We start from the raw sequence: 17,929 nt of genomic DNA on the forward strand, positions 1-17,929 counted from the left end.
AAGTCACGGTAGTGGAACCGGTCAAGCACCTTGTTGATCACCACCATGGTGCGCGCTTGACGCTCATCCGGAAACAGCTCCGCAAGGCCAACCTCTTGGGTCTTGGCAACAGCAGCAAAGCCAATGAGCGCGGTGAGCAGTGCAACGCTCAGGCGCCCGCACAGAGCAAGGCCTAGCGAGCCAAGGCTTCGGCGCCCCTTGGTCGAGGCTGCGGTGGTGTTAGCGATGTGAACGCATCTTGTACTCATGATCTGGCGTCTATCGAGACTATGGTCTTTCTAAAAAGCAGAGTAGCGGCAGGGAGGGTCGAGATCAATCGATCCAAATAAGGCTTGCCATCCGGCCCGTGGTGCCATCGCGTCGGTAGGAAAAGAAACGGTCGCGATCGGCAAAGGTACAAAGGTCACCGCCGCTTACGGCTGTGATACCCAGTCGCCTGAGCCGTTGCCGCGCGAGTAGAGGCAGATCGGCGAGCCAGCGACCGGCGGCGTTCCGATGAAAGGCCGCCCGAGCCTCTGCATCGGTCGTGCAAAAACACGCACGCACCTCATCACCGACCTCGAAATGCGCCGGCCCGATCGCAGGTCCGAGCCAGGCCCGTAGCTCAGTGGCTGGACGGCCCATGCGCCGCACTGTTGCCTCGATGACCCCAGCGGCCAAGCCGCGCCAGCCGGCATGCGCGGCCGCGACCACAGTGCCCCTTTCGTCACAGAGCAAGACCGGCAAACAGTCCGCTGTCATCACCGCACAGACTGCGCCTGGACCAAATGCGACCGAGGCATCAGCCTCCCTCACCGCTGGCGATTGCCTCCCCGATTCGTAGACAGCGCAGCCATGAATCTGGTTCAGCCAGCTCGGCTCTGCCGGGAGCCTGGCCTGCTTGCGAAGCAGCGCCCGGTTGTGCCGAACCGCAGACGGATCATCACCAACATGATCAGCGAGGTTCAAACTGGCATAGACACCGGTACTGACGCCGCCTTGACGCGTGGTACTTAAGGCATGCACCCCAGCGGGCGAGGTCCAATCGGGCTTGAGAAACATCGTCACTGGGCTACTGCCTGAACATCCTGTTGCAAGAGGGCGCAGAGTGCGGCGAGGTCGGGCGCCATGGGAACCTGCCAATGCATTGGCTCGCCAGTGGCGGGATGCGCTAGGCCTAGCCCAATGGCATGCAAGGCTTGACGCCGAAAGGTCCGCAGGGCCAGGCTCAGCTCGGGGCTCAAGACATCGAGTGCTGAGCGTGAGCCAGCGCCATACAGCGGATCGCCCACCAATGGATGGCGCAGATGCGCCATGTGGACGCGAATCTGGTGCGTGCGACCGGTCTGCAGCTGGACCGCGAGCAGGCTATGGCGTCGATAGCGCGCCAAGACCGAATAATCGCTGATCGCGTGGCGACCGCCAGCGACCACGGCCATCGCTGTTCGTCGCGTCGGATGTCGTCCTATGGGCGCATCGACACGACCAACCGAGCTCGGCATCCCAGCCACCAAGGCCCGATAATCCCGTTTGACGCTCCGGTCCTTGAGCTGGGCAACGAGGGATCGATGCGCAAGGAGACTGCGCGCCACGACCATCAGACCAGTCGTGTCCTTATCCAACCGATGGACGATGCCGCAGCGCGGCAGCTCGTCGAGCCGCGGATCGTGATGCAGCAGGGCGTTCTGCAATGTTCCGTCCGGATGGCCCGCAGCCGGGTGCACGACCAAGCCAGCTGGCTTATCGACGACGATCAGATGCTCGTCCTCGAAGACGACCTGCAACGGGATCGGCTGCGGCACACAGTCGCCGCTCGCCTCAATCAAGGGCTCAACCTGCACCTGCTCAGCACCCTGGACGCGATCCTTCGGCCGCGGCTTGCGGCCATCGATCAACACCCGACCTTGCTCGATCCAGGCCTGCAGACGGCTGCGCGAGAATGCAGGCAGCAGCTCGGCGAGCACCTGATCAAGCCGGCGTCCAGCGTGCTCCGGCTGCAATCGCAGAGCCTGCAGGCCAACCTCTTGAAGCCGAGCCTGATCCCGCGTAGCTGGATCGGCTCTGGCATCAGTGCTGGGAGCAGCTCGGGAGCCAGCCCGACCGGAGCTCAATTGACCTCCTTCAGCTCCGGGCACCGCAATCGCCTTCGCGGCTTGGGCCTGTTCTGTGACAGTCACGACGATTCAGTATACTGGCGGAATTGTGACGCCGACGACGGTCTCGGCGATAATCGGTAGGCATTTCCATGATCCGAACACTAGTGTTGACCCTGATCGCCGTCGCCACGCTCAGTGGCTGCGGCATCCTCGGTAAAGAATTCGACGAGACCGAGGGCTGGTCGGCCAACGAGCTCTACAGCAAGGCGGCACGTGAGCTCGACGCGGCCAACTACAACCGCGCCATCGATCTTTATAAGAAGCTCGAGGCGCGCTACCCGTTCGGCCGCTATGCCATGCAGGGTCAGCTTGATATCGCTTATGCCTATTACAAGGCCGACGAGCCCGAGCAGGCAATCGCGGCCGCAGATCGGTTTATCAAGCTCTATCCGCAGAACCCATTCGTTGACTACGCCTACTACCTCAAGGGCATCGTCAATTACAATCGAAGCATTGGCTTCTTGGATCGGTTCGTGCCCATCGATACGGCTCAGCGCGATCCTGGCTCAGCACTGGATGCCTTCAACGACTTCGCCGAGCTGATTCGCCTCTATCCTGACAGTAAATATGCCGCAGATGCGCGACAGCGAATGTTACATCTCCGTAACAATCTGGCCGAGGGAGAGCTGCACGTCGCTCGCTATTACATGGAGCGCGGCGCCTATGTCGCCGCCGTCGCCCGCGCCCAGTATGTCGTTGAGCGCTTCCAGCGAACCACCGCCGTCGAGGATGCGCTGGGGCTGATGATCGAGGGTTATCAACGCCTCGGTGAGGAGGACCTCGCCGCCGACGCGCGCCGCGTGCTCGTGATGAACCGGGAAGCCGGTCGTTTCATCGACGACGAGCCAGCCCCCAGCGAGGTCAGCCTGGCCCGGCGCGTCTGGGAGTATCTGAGCCTGGACGAGAACTGACGCCTCCCCGCCTAAGCGTCATATGGCGGCTTCGTTCTCCTCACCGGTGCGGATACGCACGACGCGGTCGATTGGGCTGACGAAGATCTTGCCGTCGCCGATCTTGCCGGTGCGGGCCGCCTTGGTAATCGCTTCGACGCAGACATCGAGCTGGTCGTCGGCAACCACCAGCTCGACCTTAACCTTGGGCAAGAAATCGACCACGTACTCGGCACCGCGATAGAGCTCCGTGTGGCCTTTCTGGCGGCCGAAGCCCTTGACCTCAATCGCGGTCATGCCTGTGATACCGGCTTGTGACAACGCTTCGCGAACATCGTCCAGCTTAAACGGCTTGATGATGGCTTCGACCTTCTTCATGCAAATCTCCTTTCAACCTCTCGGCTGGTTTTCGGATGAGTATAAGAGTCTATCCAGTGATTGACCATCCCGGATCATCTAAGATTCTCAGGATCTGAGGTTTTTTGGGCATGATGAGCCGCCGCGCAGATCATACCGCCTTCCCGTCGAGCCAAGACGCGTCAAGCCAACCGAGCGCTAGGGCTCTCAGCGTCTCAGCGCTGGAGCTCCTCGGCGACACCGCGCCCGAGCTGCGCCGGCGAGCGCAGGATGCGAACACCTGCGGCCTGCAAAGCCGCGTACTTGGCCTCTGCGGTCCCACTGCCTCCACTGACGATGGCGCCAGCATGGCCCATGCGCTTACCCGGGGGGGCAGTGACGCCAGCGATGTAGGCGATCACCGGCTTGGTCATCCGCTTCTGCACGAAGGCTGCGGCAGCCTCCTCAGCACCACCGCCGATCTCACCGACCATCAGCACCGCCTCAGTCTCCGGATCGCTCTCGAACATCGCCAGACAGTCGACAAAGTCGAGTCCGTGAATCGGATCGCCACCGATGCCAATGCAGGTGCTTTGCCCCAAGCCCTCGGCCGAGGTTTGCTCGACCGCCTCGTAGGTCAGGGTACCGGAGCGCGAGACGATACCGACGCGCCCCGGCGTATGGATCGCGCCGGGCATGATGCCGATCTTGCAGCCACCCGGGGTGATGATCCCCGGACAGTTTGGTCCGATCAGCACCGCCTCGCTACGCGCCAAGGCCGCCTTGACCTTGAGCATGTCCAACACCGGAATACCCTCAGTGATGCAGACGATGACCCGGATGCCGGCGTCGGCCGCTTCGAGGATGGCGTCCGCCGCATAGGCCGCTGGCACGTAGATCATGGTGGCGTCGGCGGCGGTCTCGCGAACCGCATCATGCACGGTCTCAAACACCGGCAGCCCGAGATGGCGTTGGCCGCCCTTGCCCGGGGTCACGCCACCGACCATACGCGTGCCGTAAGCGATCGCCTGCTCGCTGTGAAAGGTGCCTTGACGCCCGGTAAAGCCCTGACAGATCACGCGCGTCGCCGCATCAACCAACACACTCATGGCTTGTCTCCATTGCCAGCCGGCACCTGAGCCGGCACCTGTTCCGAGGCCTGCTCTGGGGGCTGCTCTGGGGTTTGGGGCGGCGTGGGAGCTTGCTGCTGACTGGTTTGCCGGCTGGCTGAATGGCTGGCTGGCTGGCGAGCCCGCGCTGCGGCCGCCGCATCTACCACCTGATTGGCTGCGTCCACTAGGGTCGCCGCAGTCTCGATCGCGAGCCCACTCTGCGCCAGCCGCTGTAGACCAAGCTCAGCATTGGTGCCCTCCAGGCGGACCACCACCGGCACACTCACGCCGACCTCCTTCACCGCCTCCAGGATACCCTCTGCGATCAGGTCACAGCGCACGATGCCGCCGAAGATGTTGACCAGCACTGCAGCGACCTTGTCATCGCTGAGGATCAACTTGAAGGCATGCGCGACGCGATCCGCGGTGGCGCCGCCACCAACATCGAGAAAATTGGCCGGTGCGCCACCGTGCAGCGCGATCAGGTCCATGGTCGCCATTGCTAGCCCAGCGCCATTGACCATGCAGCCGATATCGCCATCAAGGCTGATATAGCTGAGCCCTTCGGCCCGGGCCGCGACCTCACGAGCATCTTCTTGGCTAGGATCATTCAACGCGACGAGCCGAGGATGTCGGAACAAGGCGTTGTCATCGAGCTCAACCTTCGCATCCAGTGCGACCAGATCACCTGCGGCGGTGACGACCAACGGATTGATCTCGACCAGGCTCGCATCGCACTCAATAAAAAGCCGGTAAAGACCAGACAAGAGCCTCGTGAGTGCTGACTGCTGATCAGCCGTGAGCCCCAAGAACAAACCGATCCGCCGGCACTGCCAGGGACGCAGTCCGAGAACGGGCTCAATCGGTGAGGTCAAGATCGCATCGGGATTGCTGGCCGCGACCTGCTCAATCTCCATCCCGCCAGCCGCCGAGGCCATCACAACCATGCGCTCTGCAGCACGGTCGACCAATAATGCGAGGTAGATCTCACGCTCAACCTCGACCGTCGACTCCAGCAGCAGCCGTGACACCGGCAGTCCTTGCGGGATCGTCTGCGCCGTCACCAACTGGCGCCCGAGCAATGCCGTCGCCGCGGCGTCGAGCTCAGCAGCCGATGTGCAACGCTGCACACCACCTGCCTTGCCACGGCCCCCGGCATGCACCTGCGCCTTTAAGATCATCGGTAGACCAAGGGAGGTCAAGGCCGAGCGCGCTTCGTCGAGCGTCTCGACAACGGTCGCTTCCGGCACGGGAATACCGTACTCAGCAAACAGCGCTTTGGCTTGGTACTCGTGAAGATTCATCGATACTCAATCGAACAGCAGGCGGTACCTCTGCGCTCCCAACGCCGCCGCTACAAGCGGACGCCAGAGTCGAGGATGATCGCCTATTCTGCGCGATTAAGAGGCAATCACCAAGTGCAGCGTCCCAAGTGCGATGCCCATAACACGCCAACTGACGGCATGGCATAGCGGAGGGTCGGGTGGCGGCGAGCGGGGGTGTCGACGGCATGGATGCCCTCGTCAAGCCTCGAAGGACGGATACACGGCGTCCCCCGATCGCCGCTACCCGACCCGGACCGGGCTCAGAATGCCGAAAACCGATCTGCGATGGGTACACCGTCCAGATCGAGCGCTCAACGCTATCGACCGAGATCGAGCCCATGCCCCGTCGCGCTAGCCAAAGACCCGAGCCGCCAGCGACCAAGTCGAAGATCAGCTCGCGGGCCACGGAAACGCTCAGCCCCAAGGCCTGTCTTCGATGGCCGTGACCGCTTGTCCTGGCTGTTCTTATCGCGATTGCTTCCGGTCATGGTCTTACTCTTGGTCCTGTGGCTGGCAGATACCGCGAGCTGGCTGCCGCGGGTCGCTGCTCCGTCAGGCGCTCGCCAATTGCTGCTCGTGAAGGCCGTCCTGGTCTTCCTGAGCGGCGTCATGATCGTCGCTCGCTGGCCGCGACGCGATCAGCAGATCCAGCTCGCGATCTATCTCGATATCGCCTTTGCCGTCCTGCTCATCCATCTCAGCGGTGGGGTTGCGGCAGGCTTTGGGCTCTTGCCCGCCGTCGCCGTCATCTGGGGAGCGATCCTGCTCGAGGGGCGCCAGTCCCTGCTCTTCGCGGCCCTCGCCTCACTCGGGGTGATCAGCCAACAGCTCTACGCCGAGCTCTACCTGGAGAGCTATCGGGGCAGCAATCTGGAGGCCGGACTGCTCGGACTGATCTACTTCTCACTCGCTGCGCTCGCGCATCTGCTCTCGCGACGGCTGCGCGCGAGCGAGCGGCTCGCGGCACGACGCCAGCTCGATATCGCCGACCTCTCGACGCTCAATGACTTTGTCATCCAGCAGCTCAGCACCGGTGTACTGGTGATCGATGGGGAGCGCCGTATCCGCATGCTCAATGCAGCGGCGCAGCGGCTTCTTCCAGCTGCAAGCGCCCAGCGCGGCGCTGAGCTCGGGTGTGTCGCGCCCGAGCTGCTCGACTGGCTCAAGGACAGCCTCAGCGGTGTGCCGGCCCGTGGACGGACACTACAGCTTCATCATCGCAACCTGCGTCCGACACTCCAGCTGTTAGGCTCGAGCCGAGCCAACGGCGCCTTAATCTACCTGCGCGACGAGCAAGAGCTGCTGCGCCAGGCACAGGAGGTCAACCTGGCCTCGGTCGGGCGACTCTCGGCAAGCGTGGCCCACAACATTCGCAATCCGCTCTCAGCCGTGACACACGCCAGCCAATTGCTCGCCGAATCCACCGACCTCGGGCCAGAAGACCGCAGCCTGCTGACGATCATCCAGCGCAACGCCCAACGGATCGATGAGATCGTCGACAGTGTGCTAGAGCTATCTCACCGACATCGCGCCGAGCTGCGCCGCGTTCTGCTCAACAGCTGGCTTGAAGAGGCTTGCGATGAATACCGCGAGCACCATCGCCTCTCGCATGAGGAGCTGGTCTTGCGCCTGCCTAAGGATAGCTGCTGGGTTGACGCTGATCTGCGCCATCTGCGCCAAATTGTGAACAATCTCTGCGACAACGCGAGAGAGCACGGCAAAGACCATCAAGGACGCTGCCGCATGCGCTGGACGCTGGATCGCGACCCTCAAACCGAGACCGTCGAGATGCGTCTCTCCGACCAGGGACCTGGTATCAGCGCGGATCAGCGCCAATCGATCTTCGAGCCCTTCTTCACCACCTCACCAAGGGGCACCGGGCTCGGTCTCTATGCAGCCAAGGCGTTGGCAGAGGCCATCGGAGCCCGGCTAGAGTATAGTGATCAGCCGCAAGGCGGCAGCTGCTTCAGCCTCACCTTTGAGCGTTGATCGGCTGATCGCAGACGGCCAATCGGCAGAATCATGAGCAAGGCCCATCTCCTCATTGTCGACGACGAACCGGACATCCTTGAGCTGGTCACCATCACCTGCGCGCGAATGGGCGTGACCACGCGCCGTGCACAGACGCTTGCCGAGGCCAGACACCACCTCGAACATGAGGTCTTCGACCTCTGTCTGACCGACATGCGCCTGCCGGACGGCAATGGGGTCGACCTCATGAGGCAGATCGCACGCGAGCACCCGAGCCTACCGGTCGCCATGTTGACGGCCTTCGGAAGCATGGATTCGGCGGTCGCCGCCATGAAGGCAGGGGCATTCGACTTCGTCGCCAAGCCCATCGATCTCAAGGTCTTGCGCAACCTCATCGAAGCCGCTCTCAAGCTGAGTGCGCCAACGGACCAGACGAGCCCAGACCCGTTGGCCCCAGACGCGTTGGCCCCAGACGCGTTGGCCCCAGACCAATCAGACCCAGATCAGTCAGAACAACAACAGCTGATTGGCCATTCGCCGGCCATACGCGAGACCCGGGCGCTGATCGCAAAGCTGGCACGCAGCCAAGCGCCCGTCTTCATTAGCGGCGAGAGCGGGACCGGCAAGGAACTCGCAGCGCGGCTGATTCATCATCAAGGGCCGCGGAAACAGCAGCCGTTCGCACCGGTCAACTGTGGCGCGATTCCGGCCGATCTGGTGGAGAACGAGCTGTTCGGCCATCGCAAAGGCAGCTTTACCGGAGCCATCACCGACAAGGCCGGCCTGTTTCAGGCAGCCGATGGAGGTACCCTGTTCCTGGACGAGATTGCCGATCTGCCTCTGCCAATGCAGGTCAAGTTATTGCGCGCCATCCAGCAAAAGAGCGTGCGACCCGTCGGCAGCGAAACCGAGATTGAGGTTGATGTGCGCATCATCAGCGCAAGCCACAGCGACCTGGATAACGAGGTCGAGCGTGGCAACTTTCGCCAGGACCTCTATTATCGCATCGACGTCATCGAGCTGCTGATGCCGCCGCTTCGTCGCAGTCTGGAAGATATCCCGCTGCTCGCTGATCACATCCTCTGCCAGATCGCTGAGATCAGTGGAGCACCGAAAAGACACCTCAGCAGCGCAGCCTTGAGCAAGCTGGCCGATTACCCATTCCCAGGCAATGTGCGAGAGCTACAAAACCTGCTTGAGCGCGCCTCGGCGCTCGCCGACAGCGTCGAGCTTGGCGCCGAGGATCTGCAGCTGCCAGCGCAGCGCTCGATACCCAAGCCAATCAAGGCGATGGAGCAGGCCGATGCCGACCCCCAGTTATCCCCCCAGTCATTCCCTCAGCCACCGCCTGTACCACTCGAGGATCAGCTCGACGAGATCGAGCGCCGTGCCACCCTCGAGGCACTGGACGCGACCCGATGGAATCGGACCGCAGCGGCAAAGCAGCTCGGCATGACCACTCGCTCGCTGCGCTATCGGCTGAGCAAGCTCGGTCTCTCGTAAGACGGTCTGACCCCAGGATATCGAATCGCGATGACCTCCCAAACCCCTGGCCTGGCAGCGGCCCAGGTAAGTCACAACAGCTCCAGCCCCAACAGGTCGGGCCTCAACACATCTAGCCCTAACAGCTCCGACGGGCAGCCGCCTCAAGCGCCGCTTGATCCGCCTGCCCATGACGCGTTTCTCGACTGGTTTCGGCATTGCACGCCCTACATCCATGCCCATCGCGGCCGCACCTTCGTGATCGCCTTTGGCGGCGAAGCACTCGACGATACCCGCCTGCCAGAGCTGGTGCACGACATTGCGCTCCTGCATGGGCTCGGCATCCGACTGGTGCTGGTGCATGGCGCACGGCCGCAGATCGAGCGCCGGCTTGCCGAGCGCGGTGCGGCGCTTCGTTATGTCAACGGCCTGCGGGTGACGGATGATGCCGCCCTGGCCTGCGTAAAGGAGGCCACCGGCGCGGCGCGCGTCGAGATTGAGGCCCTGCTTTCCTTCGGCCTCGCCAACTCGCCGATGGCCGGGGTGCGCATCCCCGTTGCCTCGGGCAACTTCGTCTTCGCCCGGCCGATTGGTGTGCTCGATGGCGTCGACTATCGACATACTGGCAGCGTGCGTCGAATCGACCAGATCTCGCTCATCCAGCGGCTGGATCAGGGCGCGGTCGCGCTGATCCCACCGATCGGCTACTCGCCGACCGGTGAGGTCTTCAATCTCACCGCGGCAGATGTTGCCCGCGCCGTGGCGATCGCGCTCGACGCCGACAAGCTGATCTTCCTGGTCGAAGGCACCGGCCTGATGGATCGCCTGAAAGAGATGAATCAACCCGATCGCGCATCGGCACCGCAGAGGGTCCGCTCGCACCTGCTCGGGGCGGAGGTTGCGGCGCTCCTCACGCAAGCACCCGAGATGGGCGAAGACCTGGCTCAAGCACTCCGCGCCGGCGCCGAAGCCTGCGAGCACGGGATCGCACGGGTGCACATCGTCGGTCGCACGGACCCGTCCGCGCTGCTGCGCGAGCTGTTCACCCGCGATGGGGCCGGAACCCTGATGACCGGAGAGCCCTGTGAGCAGCTCCGCGCCGCCCAGATCACCGATATCCCGGGCATCCGCAATCTGCTTGCGCCAATGGAGCACGCCGGCATCCTGGTACCGCGCTCAGCTGAGGAGCTCGAGTTGTTGATCGACCGTTTTCAGGTCACCGAGCTCGACGGCACCATCATCGCCTGCGCCTCACTGCAGGCCTTTCCTCAAGCCCGCAGCGGCGAGCTGGCCTGTGTCGCTGTGCATCCCGCCTATCGCGCCCAGGGGCGTGGAGACCGCCTGCTTGGGCACATGGAGGCTCAAGCACGGGCCCAGGGCCTTGAGCGGTTGTTCGTCCTCACGACTCAGACCGCGCATTGGTTCCGTGAGCGCGGCTTCTTGCCCGGCAGCGTTGAGGACCTCCCCGAAGAGCGTCGCCGTCAGTACAACGCCGCACGCAATTCGCAGGTCTACCTCAAGCCTTTGCAGCACCAGCGCTGATCAATCCCGCCCGCCACTCACCCATGCAGGTCATCTTCAACTGGCTCCTCCCCTTGCTGTTCCACGGGGTCTTCCAGCAGCGCTCCCAGCGGGTCTTCCAGCGACTCGCCGGTTGGCATCGGTTTCGTCACAAGCGCGCGGCGATCACCAAAGGCGCGGCCCAATCGCTGCTGCTGTTCGCACTGGTGCTGACAGTGCAGCTCGCCCCGACCCTGGCGGGCATCGCGATGGCGCAAGCCCAGTCGCAAGCCCAGCCACAAACGGCCACCGAGGCCGATGGATCACTCAGCATCCAGCCCACGATCTCACGCGAGAAGCTTGAAGCCAAGCTCGACGCCCTGGCCGCTAACGACGAACTCCCGGAAGAGACCAAGAAGGCACTCAGCGAGCGCTACCGGAGCGCGCTCAATAACCTGGAGCAGCTCAGCAGCTTTCAGCTCCAAACCGAGCGCTACTTGGACGCGCTTGAAACCGCCCCCGAAGAAGCGGCTGCCGTTCGCGCCAAGCTCGGTGCATTGGACTCAGCCCAGGCAGACTCGGCCCAACCCCCGGTCGATCTTCCCGCGACCGTCAGCGTCGCCGAGATCGAGCAACTGCTCGCGCGCGAGCAGGCCGAAGCCGCCTCGGTCGAAGCGCAGCTGAGCAAGCTCAACGAAAGCCTCAGCAATCAAACCGAGCAGCTCAATGCCGCACGCCGGCGCCTGTCCGAGGTACCACAGACCCTGACCGAGATCGAGGAGGAGCTGACGGCGCCGCAGCCGGAGCCACAGGACGAGACGCATCAGGCACGCATCTGGGTACTCGAGACCCAACGCGACGCCTTGCGCGCCGAGATGCTGATGTTGGATCAGCGCATCCTCAGTGCCAACGCTCGCCGCCAGCTCGCCGAAGCCCGCCGCGATCAGCTTGCAGCCAAGCTCGAGCGATTACGGCTGCGGCGCGCCTACCTCGAGAACGAAGCCGATCGCTTACGCGCGATCGAAGCAGCGCGCGCACGCGAAGAGACCGAATCTGCCGAGCGCGAGCTTGTTGATGCCGACCCGCGGCTGCTCGAGGTCGCGCGGCGTAACCGCGAGATCAGCGAGACCATTAGCAAGGTCACGGAAGCCCTCAGTCTGCTGGACGAGCAGCAGGCCGAGCTCGAGGAACGGCTTCGCGAGGCACAAACCGACCTCAAGGACGCCCGTGCACGCATCAGTGCCGCCGGCTTGAGCCAAGCCGTTGGACAGATCCTGGTTGATGAGCGCGCCGATCTACCGGATGCGGCGAGCCTGCGTGAGCAGGCCGCCGAGCGCGCTGAGCAGGTTGCCGAGCTGACCCTGAGCCAGCTCCGCCTGCGCGAGGCGCTGCGCGATCTTGAGGACATCGATGCCGCCGTCGCTCGGGTCCTCTCCGTTCGCGACCCTGCACAGCGAGCCGGTGACTCCTCAGACTACGCGCAGGAGCTTCAGGAGCAGGCACTCGCGCTGCTCGGGCGCCAGCGCGAGCTCCTAGCAACGGCATTGCGTTTGCAGGACAGCTATCAGCGCGCGATCGGTGATCTGGACTTCACGGCCGGACAATACAGCGATCTGATCAATCGCTACCGCGATTTCCTGGCCGAGCATCTCCTCTGGGTCAGAAGCGCGCCCTCCATCACCCAACAAGCCTTCACGGCACTCCCAGAAGCCATCTGGTGGCTCGTCGCTCCTGAGCATTGGGCTAGCGTGGTGGATACATTGGCCCACAGCGGGCGTTCATCCCCGTTGCTCTGGCTGGGTGGGATGATCATCATCAGCCTATTGGCGACTCGTCCGCTGATGCGCAACCGTATTCAAGGCTATTCCGAGCCGATGCGCCGGGTCAGTACCGATCGCTTCGTCTTTACCCTGTCCGCGCTTGGCTTAACGCTGCTGTTAGCCTTGCCCTGGCCCTTGCTGGCCGCCTTGATGGGTTGGCAGCTGAGCGTCTCGACAGAGGCAACAGCCTTCGCGCTCGCAGTCGGCGAAGGCCTGCTCCGGATCGCGCTTCCGTTCTACTACCTGAGCGCCTTCCGCTTGCTCTGTATGTCCGGCGGTGTTGCCGAGCGCCATTTTCGCTGGAGCTCCGAAACACTCGATCAACTGCGCCGTGGCTTCCGCATCGCGGCGCTGCTGCTACCCATCGGCTTCGCGGCTGAGGCGATTGGCCGCGCTCATAATCCGAGCTTTGACGGCACCCTGGAACGACTCGCACTGGTACTGCTCTGCCTCGGCCTGGCCGCGCTCACGGCCTGGCTGCTGCATCCAAAGCGTGGGGTATTCAAGACCATGCTCGCCGCTCAACCAGCTGGCTGGCTTAATCGCTTGCGTCTGCTCTGGTACCCAACCGCGGTGCTGATGCCCACCGCACTGGCGGCCATCGCGCTCGCAGGCTTCATCTACACCGCCGGCACCTTGTTGGCCTCGGTGGCTGCGGAGCTGTGGCTGGCACTCGCGCTCGTCGTCTTGCATCAGCTGATCGTCCGCTGGCTGATCCTCACCCGGCGCGGGCTCGCGCTCGAGGCCGCGCTCGAGCGCCGCGCCCAACGCGAAGCCCAGCGTGAAGCACTCGAGCAGGGCGCTCAGCGGGTCGATGTGAATGACGACCCAGTCGATCTAGCCGCGCTTGATAGCCAAACCCGGAAACTGCTCAACAGCAGCATCGCGATGATCGCGGCCGTCGGCCTCTGGCTGATTTGGTCAGATGTCTTGCCGGCCCTCAACCTCTTCGAACGGATCACGCTCTGGAGCTATACCGCAACGGTCGACGGCGCCAAAGAGCTGGTCCCGGTCACCCTCGCTGATCTGGGGCTGATTCTGGTAATCGGTGCGGCAGCACTGATTGCCGTCAAGAACCTGCCGGCGCTGCTCGAGATCCTGTTGTTGAAGAACACCGAGGTCAGCACCAGCGGACGTTATACCCTGGTAACCCTGACCCGCTACCTGATCACCGCGGTGGGACTGCTGCTGATCGTTAGCACCCTCGGCGTGCAATGGTCGCAGGTGCAGTGGCTGGTAGCGGCGCTCAGCGTTGGTATCGGCTTCGGACTTCAGGAGATCGTTGCGAACTTTATCAGCGGCCTGATCATCCTCTTTGAGCGCCCGGTGCGGGTCGGTGACACGGTCACCATCGGCGACACCACCGGTACCGTTAGCCGGATTCAGATCCGCGCCACCACTATCCGTAACTGGGACAAGCAGGAACTGCTGGTGCCGAATAAGGAGTTCATTACCGGACGCTTGCTGAACTGGACCCTGACCGATCAGATCAATCGCGTGGTCATCCCGGTGGGCATCGAGTACGGCAGCGATACCCGTCAGGCGCTCGCACTCCTGGCCGAGGTTGCCGAGGAGCATCCGAAGATCCTCGACGATCCGGCACCAATGATCACCTTCGAAGGCTTCGGCGATAATGCGCTCAACATGGTCCTGCGCTGCTATCTCGAGACCCTCGAGTTCCGCTTGGCGGTGATGACCGAGCTGCACCAAGCGATCGACGACAAGTTCCGCGCCGCCGGCATCGGCATCGCCTTCCCGCAGCGCGACATCCATCTGCGCTCGGCCGAGCCCATCGACATCAGAATGCATCGTGCGGCAGCGGTTTCTGCCGACTGAGCGCAAACGGGCCCATCCAGCAGGAGCCAGTGCAAACGGAGCCAGTGGAACCCGAGCCAACGCAGCCCGAGCGAATGCAGCCGGACCCAGTGCAGCCAAAGCAAGCGCCAGCCGACAGACCGTCTGCGCCAATGAGCACCTGATCAGCACCTCATGACAGAGACTGAAGACACGACCAACCTGCAGCGATCCCCGCTGATTAAACCGAGATACCAGAATTGGTTCGGACTCATCTGCGCCTATCAGCTCGATGGCCGTGGTGGCGGTACGCCACTGACCTGGAAGGACCTGGAGCCGAGCGCAGAGAGCGGCAAAGGACTCTGGACTTGGGCTGGCCCAGGGCCGATAGCCAGTCAAAGGCCCTCGTTGGCACGAGGTTCAGCCTCAGCCCCGGCCTCGGCCCGAGACCCGGATCTTGGAGCCGGCGCAGGTACCCTCTGGGTCCATATCGATGTCAAGCACAGCAATGCGCAGCACTGGCTGCGCAGCCATAGCGGACTCGACGCCGTGACCCAAGACGCGCTGACGGCGGCACGCGTGAGTCCACGGTTGGAGGAGCACAACGGCGGCATGCTACTGATCCTAAAGGGACTGAACTTTGCCCCACGCGCCTTACCAACCGACCTGGTCGCGCTTCGCCTCTGGAGTGATGGACAGCGCGTGCTCACGTGCCGGCGCGAGCATGTGCGCGCACCGGTGCAGCTCCGGCACGACCTCAACGAAGGTTGCGGCCCCACCGACGCCAGCAGCCTGATTGCAACCCTCTCTGATCTGATGGTCGCCAACATGGAAGACCTGATCATCGAGCAGGTCCAATCGACACACCAGATTGGCCGCCTCGGCGATGCAAAGCCGACCGAAGACCTGGTCTCAGAGCTTGCCCACTTGCGCCGCGTCATGATCTGGATGCGACGCTCGCTTGGACCTCAAAGGCGCGCCCTCGCGCGCTTGGCCGCGAGCCCTGCGACCTGGATGAGCGACGCGGACCGCGCGCTGGTGCGCGAGGTCGCCCACCAATGCACAGAGTATGTGGAAGGACTGGATGCGGCCCAGGAGATCGGTGAGATCACTCAGGACGAGATCCTGCAGCGCTCGACCGAGAAGACCGAGCGCCGGCTGTTTTCCCTCACCGTCATCACCGCCGTCTTCCTTCCACTGACCTTCATCACCGGCCTGCTCGGCGTCAACCTTGCCGGCATTCCGGATGCCAACGATCCCTGGTCATTTCTCATCCTGGTCGTCTTCCTCATCGGACTGGTCGCCGCCCAGATCTGGCTGCTGCATCGCAAAGGCTGGCTCTAGACGAGTTGCTACCGAACCATCATTGCGCCCCTTCGCTGGCAAAGACGACTATACTCTGCCGCCGTTGCCGCCAACGCTACCGAGGATCGCATGGCCGACGCCGCCGTCTCCGTCGCCCCATCCGACGACCGCTCGTCATCAGCGCCAGCCGACAGCTTTGCTGCAGTGGACCTGGGCTCCAATTCCTTTCATCTGCTCGTCGCTCGCGTAGACGGCGGGACCTTACAGGTCATCGATCGCTACAAGGAGATGGTCCGTCTCGGCGCGGGGCTGACCGAAGACAAGTACCTACGCCCGGAGGTCGCCGAGCGTGCCCTCGCCTGCCTGGAGCGCATCGGCCAGCGTCTGCGCGGGGTCGATCCCGCCAATGTGCGCATTGTCGGCACCAATACGCTCAGACAGCTGAGGCCGGAAGCGCGCTTTATCGAATCCGCTGAAGCAATTCTGCAGCACCCGATCGAGGTCATTGCCGGGCGCGAAGAGGCCCGACTGGTCTATCTAGGCGTTGCGCACGGACTCGCGATCGGCGATGAGAAGCGGTTGGTGGTCGACATCGGTGGCGGTAGCACCGAGCTGATCGTCGGCCAGGGGTTCAGTGCCACATTGCGCGAAAGCCTGCACATGGGCTGCGTCAGCATCTCGCAACGCTACTTCGCCAACGACAAGATCAGCGCCAAGCAGATGGACCGCGCCGAGCTCGCCTGCGCGCTCGAGATCCGTCCGGTCCGCGAGCTGTTTCGTCAATCAGGCTGGAGCACGGCCACCGGAAGCTCAGGCACCATCAAGGCCATCGCTGCGGTCATCGCGGCCGAAGGCTGGAGCGACGACGGCATTACAGCCGATGGTCTCGCCCAGCTGCGCGAGGCCATGATCGACTGCGGCAAGGTCTCGGCGCTCGAGCTCAAGGGCCTTAGCGATGAGCGCCGACCGGTCTTCGCCGGCGGCGTCGCCGTCCTGCGAGCGGTGTTTCAGAACCTGACCATCGAGAAGATGCGAGCCTCCGACGAAGCCCTGCGCGAGGGCCTCATCTACGAAATGGTCGGACGCGTCCATCATGAGGACGTCCGCGAGCGCACCGTCGCCACCCTCTGTCGGCGCTTTGATACCGATCCGGAGCATGCCGGGCGCGTGCGCAGCACCGCGCTCGAGCTCTATGAGCAATTGCGCGAAAGCTGGTCACTTAACCACGACAACTATCCCAAGGTGCTCGGCTGGGCCGCCGAGCTGCACGAGATCGGACTCGCCGTCTCACACAGTCAGTACCAGAAGCATGGCGCCTATCTGCTGCGCAATGCCGACCTCTCGGGCTTTACGCGTCAAGAGCAGGACGCCCTGGCAGCACTGGTCTTGGGGCATCGCCGTCGGTTCCCGGTCGATGTCTTCATGGCGCTGCCGCGTCCCGCGCGCGACTGCGGACGGCGACTGGCCATCCTGCTCAGGCTTGCGGTGCTCATGCATCGAGGACGCTCCGCGAGCGCCGATCCAAAGCCGCAGGTCACTGCTGACGAAGAGAGGCTGCAGCTGCGTTTTCCGCCTGGCTGGCTTGACGAGCACCCGCTGACACGATTGGAGTTTGAAGAGGAGGCGGAACGACTCGCCGCTGCGGGGATCACGCTGGACGTGGGATAACAACATGCGGGATAACAGCGATACTCGCAGATTGGCACAACCCGAGCCAGCTTGCTGGTAGAATCATGAGCGCTAGGCTTGAGGCTGCCGCGAGCTCGATCCCGTCCTCGTCGCAAGCCCTGCCCGAGCTTTCCCTAACCGAAGAATGCCGCCCCTGACACCGAACTAGTGGAGGATCTCAATCATGGCCAAGCTCTTTTCCGCAGAATGGATGAACCAGCTCAAAGACGCGTGGAATAACGACCCCGAGGTCAGCGGCAAGCTCGCTGAGATCGGCTTCGACTCCATCATTACCTGTGGATTCAAGGATGAGGCCAACCCACGTGGCGTCTTCGTGGTCGAGAAAGGCATCTGTGTCCGTGCTGGCGATTGGTCGGACGAGAAGCCCGACTGGGACATGCGCGCCGACATGAAGGACTGGCTGAAATGGGTCGAGAAAGGTATTGGGATGGTCGGCATGGGCACGGCTTACGCGACCGGCAAGCTCAAGTTCAAGACCGGTGACTACTCGGCGATGATCAAGGACCCGCGTATGGCTGGCCCCTTCGTCAAGAGCTTCAACCTGATGAAGCAGATCGGCGCCGACGAGCT

13 protein-coding genes and 1 pseudogene are annotated in these 17,929 nt (G+C 63.2%); 8 read left to right on the plus strand and 6 right to left on the minus strand.

The genetic code is table 11. The features are described 5' to 3' along the window. The 3 genes from ACY693_RS03950 to rluD form a co-directional block, all read right to left on the minus strand. On the minus strand, positions 1-248 hold a 248-nt coding region (locus ACY693_RS03950; protein WP_462320531.1), incomplete at its 3' end, for a hypothetical protein. Positions 249-312: 64 nt separating this feature from the next. Continuing rightward, entirely contained in the window at positions 313-1,041 is a 729-nt protein-coding gene (gene pgeF, locus ACY693_RS03955) for a peptidoglycan editing factor PgeF (RefSeq protein WP_462320543.1), read from the minus strand. Between the two features lie 2 nt (positions 1,042-1,043). Further along, positions 1,044-1,979 carry a 23S rRNA pseudouridine(1911/1915/1917) synthase RluD gene (gene rluD / locus ACY693_RS03960; RefSeq protein WP_462320532.1) on the minus strand — a complete coding sequence of 312 codons (936 nt, stop codon included), beginning with the start codon at positions 1,977-1,979 and terminating at the stop codon, positions 1,044-1,046. Positions 1,980-2,224: 245 nt separating this feature from the next. Here rluD and ACY693_RS03965 point away from each other — a divergent pair, with 245 nt between their 5' ends. After that, on the plus strand, positions 2,225-3,046 hold the full coding sequence (locus tag ACY693_RS03965; RefSeq protein WP_462320533.1) for an outer membrane protein assembly factor BamD: 822 nt from the start codon (positions 2,225-2,227) through the stop codon (positions 3,044-3,046). Positions 3,047-3,064: 18 nt separating this feature from the next. Here ACY693_RS03965 and ACY693_RS03970 read toward each other — a convergent pair whose 3' ends face one another. From ACY693_RS03970 to sucC, 3 genes and pseudogenes are all read right to left on the minus strand, one after another. Then, on the minus strand, positions 3,065-3,403 hold the full coding sequence (locus ACY693_RS03970) for a P-II family nitrogen regulator (protein WP_462320534.1): 339 nt from the start codon (positions 3,401-3,403) through the stop codon (positions 3,065-3,067). A gap of 194 nt (positions 3,404-3,597) precedes the next feature. Beyond that, complete coding sequence (gene sucD, locus ACY693_RS03975) at positions 3,598-4,470, minus strand: succinate--CoA ligase subunit alpha (protein WP_462320535.1); 873 nt, start codon at positions 4,468-4,470, stop codon at positions 3,598-3,600. A gap of 164 nt (positions 4,471-4,634) precedes the next feature. Then, positions 4,635-5,777: pseudogene (gene sucC, locus ACY693_RS03980) on the minus strand (ADP-forming succinate--CoA ligase subunit beta); the annotation flags it as partial. A 306-nt stretch (positions 5,778-6,083) separates the two neighbouring features. On the opposite strand from sucC, the gene ACY693_RS03985 reads away from it, so the two are divergent. From ACY693_RS03985 to ACY693_RS04015, 7 genes are all read left to right on the plus strand, one after another. Further along, the gene (locus ACY693_RS03985) at positions 6,084-7,787 is read left to right on the plus strand and encodes a sensor histidine kinase (RefSeq protein ID WP_462320536.1); all 1,704 of its coding nucleotides are present in this window, start codon (positions 6,084-6,086) and stop codon (positions 7,785-7,787) included. A 33-nt stretch (positions 7,788-7,820) separates the two neighbouring features. Next, on the plus strand, positions 7,821-9,272 hold the full coding sequence (locus ACY693_RS03990; protein WP_462320537.1) for a sigma-54-dependent transcriptional regulator: 1,452 nt from the start codon (positions 7,821-7,823) through the stop codon (positions 9,270-9,272). Between the two features lie 30 nt (positions 9,273-9,302). After that, positions 9,303-10,793 (plus strand): amino-acid N-acetyltransferase, encoded by a 1,491-nt coding sequence (gene argA / locus ACY693_RS03995; protein WP_462320538.1) that lies wholly within the window; start codon positions 9,303-9,305, stop codon positions 10,791-10,793. A 23-nt stretch (positions 10,794-10,816) separates the two neighbouring features. Continuing rightward, positions 10,817-14,407, plus strand: coding sequence for a mechanosensitive ion channel domain-containing protein (locus ACY693_RS04000; RefSeq protein ID WP_462320539.1), 3,591 nt, complete (start codon positions 10,817-10,819; stop codon positions 14,405-14,407). A gap of 153 nt (positions 14,408-14,560) precedes the next feature. Next, entirely contained in the window at positions 14,561-15,709 is a 1,149-nt protein-coding gene (locus tag ACY693_RS04005) for a CorA family divalent cation transporter (protein WP_462320540.1), read from the plus strand. Between the two features lie 90 nt (positions 15,710-15,799). Then, a complete protein-coding gene (gene ppx, locus ACY693_RS04010; RefSeq protein ID WP_462320541.1) occupies positions 15,800-17,338 on the plus strand; it encodes an exopolyphosphatase in 1,539 nt (512 codons plus the stop codon). A 184-nt stretch (positions 17,339-17,522) separates the two neighbouring features. After that, on the plus strand, positions 17,523-17,929 hold a 407-nt coding region (locus tag ACY693_RS04015; protein WP_462320542.1), incomplete at its 3' end, for an SCP-2 sterol transfer family protein.

Source organism: Halochromatium sp., from assembly GCF_054919635.1.